We start from the raw sequence: 7,628 nt of genomic DNA, 5'->3' as shown, positions 1-7,628 counted from the left end.
GCCTAAGTTCTGTCTGAACTCAGGTAAAGATTGTAAATAAATTCATTTTTTAATTAAAAGTAATACTTATGAAAAGAAACATCCTTTTGTTGATGCTGTGTTTATGTAGTTTTATAGGAGCTATGGCACAGACGAAAACAATTACCGGTGTGGTGAATGACCCGACAGGCGAGCCTATTATCGGTGCGAGTGTTATCGAAGTAGGTACCACCAATGGTACAATTACCGACCTTGACGGTAAATTTGTGTTAAACATGAATCCGAACGGAAAGATAAAAATTTCGTATGTCGGATATCAAGAGCAAGTCATTGAACTCAAAGGCAGAACTTCTTTGCAGATACAGATGAAAGAAGATTCCGAGATGCTCGAAGAAGTAGTTGTAACAGGTTATGGCGGCAAGCAGCTACGTACGAAAGTCACCAACTCCATTGCCAAAGTAAAAGAAGAGACACTGAAACAGGGTTTGTATTCCAATCCGGCTCAGGCGTTGTCGGGAGCCGTTGCCGGTTTGTCTGTCAGCCAGACTTCCGGTAATCCGGGCAGCGCTCCGACGCTGGTGCTTCGTGGAGGTACCAACTTCGACGGTTCGGGTTCGCCCCTTATTCTGATTGACGGTCAGGTGCGCTCCTCCATGAGCGACATAAATCCCGACGATATCGAATCGATGGAAGTACTGAAAGACGCCGGAGCAACCGCCATCTACGGTGCCCGTGCCAACGACGGTGTAATCCTTATCACCACCAAACGCGGTAAAAGCGGACGGGCGGAAGTAAACCTGAAGGCAAAGTTCGGTTTGAACTACTTCAAGGATTCCTATGACTTCTTTGATGCAGGCGACTATATTTACTGGATGCGTACGGGATATAAGAATGCCTACGTAGACGAGATGAAGCACCCCGACGGAAAAGCGGTGAAGTCGTGGTCTAATCTTGGCGGTTTGGCAACTGCCACTCCTTACGGTACGGGTAACGCCTATTTTGCAAGCGACGGAGTGACTCCTTTGGATGGAAACAAAAACAGTGCTGCTGTCTGGAGTACGATGAAATATGCCGACAACCTGGCGTTTCTGCTCAACCAGGGCTGGCAGACAATGATTGACCCCGTGTATGGCGATAAACTTATCTATAAGAATACCGACATTGCCGACTTCAACGTGCAGACTCCCGCATTCTCTCAGGATTACAACCTGAGCGTAAGCGGTGGCAACGACAAAGGAAACTATTATGCCGGATTGGGCTACAACAAGAGCGACGGTACGGCCTACGGCAACTGGTACAAGCGTATCACTTTCACCCTCAATGCCGATTATAAACTGAAAGAATGGCTTACTTCCAACTCCAGCTTCAGTTTTGCCGATGCTACCTGGAATGGCCTTCCTGCCACGCAGACGGCAGAAGCCAACTACTTCTCGCGCTGCTTGTCGTTGCCGCCTACATTCCGTGGCTACAATGCGGATGGAGAGATGTTGCTGGGTCCCAACTCGGGCGACGGTAACCAACAATACAATTTTGACAAATTCGTCCGCGACCAGAATACCGATAAGTTTACAATGAACCAGTCGTTCACCATCGATTTCATGAAAGGACTGTCATTGAAATTGGGTGCAATCTGGTACTATCAGGAAGAAAAGGACGAAAATTTCAATAAAGACTATTTAAGTTCTCCCGGAAACATGGTGACGTCGCGCAGTACTTCCGCTTACTACGACCGTACATTGGACCAGACCTATAATGCTGTATTGAATTACAATTATCAGATTAACAAAGACCATTATCTCGATGCGATGGTAGGTTTCGAATATTACGATTCTTACAACAAAGGTTTCAGCGCATCCGGTTCGGGCGCTCCTACCGACGACTTTATGGACTTGGAATACACCTCAAAAGAAGAAGGTAAACGTTCCATCGACTCCTGGCACTCACGCCAGCGCATCATGTCTTTCTTCGGACGTGTGAACTACGACTATCAGTCGAAATACCTCTTGTCGCTCGTCCTCCGCAAAGACGGATACTCAAAATTGGCTAAGGAAAACCGCTGGGGTGTATTCCCCGGTGTGTCTGCCGGATGGGTGTTCGGCAAGGAAGAGTTCATGACAAACACAAGCGATATACTTTCATTCGGTAAACTGCGCGCAAGTTTCGGTCTCAACGGTAACGTCAACAAGAATTTTGTAGGCAATTACACCGTACAGGGTTCTTACAACGGATACAAATATAACGGTGTTACCGGATTCCTCTTGGGAAGCATCCCTAATCCGTATCTGATGTGGGAGAAATCCAGAACCTTTGAAGTAGGTCTCGATTTGGGCTTCTTCGAAAACCGCATCAATGCCAACCTTACTTATTACAACCGTTTGACGAGCGACAAATATGCCAATATCACAGTACCCTCTACTTCGGGTATCGGCACCGTAGTGTCCAACAACGGTAAATTCCAGAATCAGGGATTCGAGTTCGAACTGGCTTTCCGTTTACTCGACCGGAAAGACTGGAAATGGAATCTGAACTGGAACGGTGCATTGAACAGAAACAAGGTAGTGGCTTTGCCCGACAACGGACTCGACCGCAACCGTCAGAATGCCTATCAGGTATATACCGGCAATGGCGATGCGAAAATGTGGGTCGGAGGCTATCAGGAAGGACAACGCCCGGGCGACTTGTATATGTTTATCGCCGAAGGCCTCTATAAATCGCAGGATGAGATTCCGGCAGGATTGATTGACATCACTTCGGGTAACAACGGTTCTACCGGCCGTCCTTTGTATGGCGGAGCCGAGGGCTACAACAAATTGTCGGACAGTCAGAAAGCAAATGCGTTGCCCATTCAGCCGGGTGATGTGAAATGGAAAGATGTCAACGGCGACGGAGTTATCGACAACTACGATATGGTAAAGGTAGGAAACACCGTGCCGAAGTGGACAGGCGGTATCAACACTACCGTGAGCTGGAAAGACCTCACCTTGTCGGCACGTTTCGACTATGCTTTGGGATTCAAGGCGGTAGACTGGAAGACAATGTGGATTATGTCGTGTGCACAAGGTACATACAACACCATCCAGGAAACGAAAGACACCTGGACGCCCGAAAACCCGAACGCTAAATATCCGACTTATGTTTGGGCAGACCAGTTGGGTAAAAGAAACTATTGCCGCAGCTCTTCCATGTTTGTGTACAATGGCAACTACCTGGCCTTCCGCGAATTGTCGCTTACTTACCGCTTGCCGTCGATTTTGGCGCAAAAGGCTAAGTTAAGCAATGTGGAATTCTCCGTAACAGGACAAAACTTGGGTTATCTGACAGAAGCGAAACATTTGTTCTCACCCGAAAAGGCGGACAACAACGGTGGTTATCCATTGCCTCGTACAGTGATTTTTGGTATAAACGTTTCTTTCTAACACATAAAAAAGACAGATTATGAAAAAAATAATATACATCATTTCTTTATTTATATCTACTGTCCTTTACACATCGTGCGATGCTTTGGACCTGTCTCCCGAAGATTATTTCGGAAGCGGAAACTACTGGAACAACGAAGCGCAGGTGAGTGGATATATGACAGGTATGCATTTTCAACTGAGAAACTATTATGATATGTTCTATGTCTTGGGAGAGGTGCGCGGCGGTACACAGCGCGTAGGAACTTCATCCGAGAATACCAGTCTGGATTATGCAAACTTGCGTTCAAACGTAATCGACCAGGACAAACCGGGAATCAGCAACTGGTACGGCATTTATTCTGCAATCATGCAGACAAACCATTTCATTCAGAAAGTGGAGAATGAGTGCAGCTTTTTGGACGAGACAAAGCGGAAACATTATCTGGGTCAGGCCTACGGATTGAGAGCACTCTATTATTTCATGCTCTACAAGACCTACGGCGGTGTGCCTATCGTAACCGAAGTGGAATTGCTTAATGGCAAGGTGACGGCCGATAAGTTTTATGTGGAACGCGCTACGCCCGAAGCTACTCTCGAATTCATAAAGAGTGATATTGCCAAGTCTGAGAATAATTACTCGGATGTCACGATAGCCAACAATTACGATAAAACGATGTGGTCTAAGGCTGCTACGCTGATGCTGAAAGCCGAAATTTATATGTGGTCTGCCAAAGTGACCATCAACGGACATACGGCTACCGGAGCTGCCGACTTGAAAGTGGCTCAGTCTGCCTTGAACCAGGTTATAGGCAAATTTGAATTGTTGTCGGATTACGAGGATATATTCAGTACTTCCAACCGCAACAACAAGGAGGTAATTTTCACAATACACTTTGCAGATGGCGAAGCAACCAACTGGGGAAAAATGTTCTTGTATCAGGATGCGGTATTTATCGGACAGGTGTTTGGACGCGACGGCGAACGGATAGCAACCGATACATTGAATCTGAAAGGAACCGGTGGTGTATTCCGTCACGAATATACGCACGCCTTCTGGTCTACTTACGATGAAAAGGATACTCGCCGTGATGCGACATTCCTGGAGTACTACACCCAGGAAGACAAAGATGCTTCAAGTTTCGGATGCGTGATGAAGAAAGGTATCGGCTCGATTAATTCAAACAACAACCGTATTTATGATGCAGATGTCATCGTATATCGCTATGCAGATGCTCTGCTGATGATGGCCGAGGTTGCCAACGGACTGGGTGAATCGTGCAGCACTTACATCAACGATGTACGCAAGCGTGCTTATGGCGACAACTACGCCGGACATGAATACACAAATGGAAGTTTCGAGGAAAACGAGCTGGCCATATTGCACGAACGCGACAAGGAATTTGTATGGGAAGGCAAACGGTGGTTTGACGTGGTGCGTATGCAGGATGCCTCTCACAATTCGTTGGTATTCTCCGCATCAGGCAACTATCCGGCTACTTCTCCGTTGATTAGTGTGAGCGAAAAGCATAAACTCTTGTGGCCTTTGGATGTCAGCACAATGAATATCAACCCGTTGCTGAAACAGACTCCGGGCTATGAACAGGAAAAGGAAGAATAGCTGTCAGGATTGTAAGTTTTTATAGTTAACAACATTTGAGTCTACTTTAAAAGTCATAAATGATTTCCGAAAGGAACCGTTTCTTTTAAAGTAGACTCATTCTTTTAAAACCAGTAGTTATGAAATATTTGTTTTTACTTCTACCCAAGAACTAAAGTCATATTTATTAATAACTCCTTATATAATAAAATATTTAATTATTTGTGAGTAATATGATGAATTTATATCTTTGCACCCAAACAATTAGTAATACCATGAAACGAAAACTACTTTTATTATCCTCTATCCTTTTTTTAAGTGTCTGCGGAACCTTGCAGGCTACTGCATCGGATACAGTATTTGTACGTGAAACTCAGATTCCTGTTTTGATTGAACGGCAAGACAATGTGTTGTTTATGTTGCGTATGAACGCAAAAGAGAGTCAGAACTTGGACGAAGTGGTTCTAAACTTTGGCAAAGAGGTGAATTTGTCAGACATCAAATCGGTTAAGTTATATTACAGTGGTACGGAAGCCCGTCAGAATTACGGTAAGAATTTCTTTGCTCCCGTATCCTATATATCCAGTCATACGCCGGGAAAGACATTGGCTGCCAATCCTTCTTACTCGATAAATAAGGCGCAAGTGAACAGCCCGAAGCAGAAAGTCGCACTGAAGGCCAATCAGAAACTGTTTCCCGGAATCAACTACTTTTGGGTCAGTTTGCAGATGAAGCCGGGAACTTCGTTGCTGAGCAAAGTGACGGCAGAGATTGCCACGGTCACAGTAGATGGCAAGCCGGCACTTATGCATACGGTTTCACCGGAAAATATAGTGCATAGGGTAGGAGTGGGCGTACGCCATGCCGGTGACGACGGTTCGGCTGCCTTCCGTATTCCGGGACTGGTCACTACCAATAAGGGAACATTGCTGGGCGTATATGACGTGCGTTATAACAACAGTGCCGATTTGCAGGAACGTGTCAATATCGGTTTGAGCCGCAGCACCGACGGAGGAAAGACCTGGGAAAAGATGCGTCTGCCCCTCTCTTTCGGCGAAACAGGAGGATTGCCTTCGGCACAGAACGGGGTAGGAGACCCCTCTATTTTGGTCGATACGGAAACCAATACAATATGGGTGATAGCCGCATGGACGCACGGAATGGGCAACCAGCGTGCCTGGTGGAGCTCTCATCCGGGAATGGATATGAACCACACCGCTCAGTTGGTGCTTGCCAAGAGTACGGACGACGGTAAAACATGGTCGGAACCTATCAATATCACAGAACAGGTGAAAGACCCCTCCTGGTATTTCCTTCTGCAAGGCCCGGGACGCGGCATCACCATGCAGGACGGTACACTGGTATTCCCGATTCAGTTTATCGACGCTACCCGTGTTCCGAATGCGGGAGTGATGTATAGCAAAGACCGCGGCGAAACATGGACAATACACAACTATGCACGCACCAATACGACCGAAGCACAGGTGGCGGAAGTCGAGCCGGGTGTGTTGATGCTCAACATGAGAGACAACCGTGGCGGAAGCCGTGCGGTGGCTACCACTAAGGATTTGGGCAATACCTGGACCGAACACTCCTCTTCGCGCAAAGCCTTGCAGGAGCCGGTTTGTATGGCGAGCCTGATTAACGTTAAAGCGAAAGACAATGCATTGGGTAAGGACATTCTTCTCTTCTCCAATCCGAATACGGTAAAAGGCCGCAACCATATTACCATCAAGGCGAGCCTGGACGGAGGCGTCACATGGCTGCCCGAACATCAGGTGATGTTGGACGAGGGCGAAGGATGGGGCTATTCCTGCCTGACCATGATTGATAAAGAGACGGTCGGCATACTGTATGAAAGTAGTGTCGCCCACATGACTTTCCAGGCTGTCCGGCTAAAGGATATCATACAATAGACCTATTAGATACGACCCGTAATCATGAAACATAAACTCATACTGTTTGTATATTTTATAATTAACTTATACACAATCTCAGTGGTAAAAGCAGGTGATTATCACCTGCTCCCCCAACCACAAAAGTTTACCCCCTCCCACATCAACTTTCGAGTGAATAAACTGCAACTTTCTACTCCTGTGCTTCAGCAGGAGTGGGAAGTTTTTGTTTCTGAGATGGGAGGAACCGTCTCTCCGGAAGCAACCGCCGTCATTGAGGTGAAGCTGCTGCCTTCTCTTCCCGGAATACCCATGAACCAAGACGAAGCCTACCGGCTGAGTGTAACCAAAAAACGGATAACCGTAGAGGCTGTGACCGAACGTGGCGTCTACTGGGCTATGCAGACTTTGAGGCAACTGGCAGAGAAAAGCGGCGCCAGGACAGCGATTCGGGGAGCTGAAATCACCGACTGGCCCGCCTTCCGTGTCCGTGGATTCATGCAGGACGTAGGGCGCAGCTACATCTCGTTGGAAGAGCTCAAACGTGAAATCACCGTGCTTGCCAAATTCAAAATCAACGTCTTCCACTGGCACCTCACCGAGAACCAGTCCTGGCGCTTGGAAAGCAAGATATTCCCGATGCTCAACGACAGCGTGAACACCACCCGTATGCCCGGCAAATATTACACATTGGAGGAAGCCAAAGAGTTGGTGGCTTTCTGCAAGCAGCATCACATGACGCTGATTCCCGAAATAGAT

General features: G+C 47.0%; 4 protein-coding genes. All 4 read left to right on the top strand.

All coding sequences use genetic code 11. The features are described 5' to 3' along the window. Positions 1–68 precede the first annotated feature (68 nt). Positions 69–3,395 carry a TonB-dependent receptor gene (locus QZ331_RS14080; protein WP_294631338.1) on the top strand — a complete coding sequence of 1,109 codons (3,327 nt, stop codon included), beginning with the start codon at positions 69–71 and terminating at the stop codon, positions 3,393–3,395. A 19-nt stretch (positions 3,396–3,414) separates the two neighbouring features. After that, the gene (locus QZ331_RS14075; RefSeq protein WP_294631336.1) at positions 3,415–4,995 is read left to right on the top strand and encodes a RagB/SusD family nutrient uptake outer membrane protein; all 1,581 of its coding nucleotides are present in this window, start codon (positions 3,415–3,417) and stop codon (positions 4,993–4,995) included. 254 nt (positions 4,996–5,249) lie between these two features. Next, positions 5,250–6,890, top strand: coding sequence for a sialidase family protein (locus QZ331_RS14070; RefSeq protein ID WP_294631334.1), 1,641 nt, complete (start codon positions 5,250–5,252; stop codon positions 6,888–6,890). A 24-nt stretch (positions 6,891–6,914) separates the two neighbouring features. After that, positions 6,915–7,628 (top strand): family 20 glycosylhydrolase (locus QZ331_RS14065; protein WP_294631332.1); only part of this gene is annotated, 714 nt, incomplete at its 3' end.

This window comes from uncultured Bacteroides sp. (genome assembly GCF_910586915.1).
Classification (GTDB): Bacteria; Bacteroidota; Bacteroidia; order Bacteroidales; family Bacteroidaceae; genus Bacteroides.
This window is presented reverse-complemented; position numbering and strand designations above follow the sequence as displayed.

Coding starts and splice junctions, on each gene's coding strand:
- QZ331_RS14080 (WP_294631338.1), top strand. CDS start 69: ATGAAAAGAAACATCCTTTTGTTGATGCTGTGTTTATGTAGTTTTATA.
- QZ331_RS14075 (WP_294631336.1), top strand. CDS start 3,415: ATGAAAAAAATAATATACATCATTTCTTTATTTATATCTACTGTCCTT.
- QZ331_RS14070 (WP_294631334.1), top strand. CDS start 5,250: ATGAAACGAAAACTACTTTTATTATCCTCTATCCTTTTTTTAAGTGTC.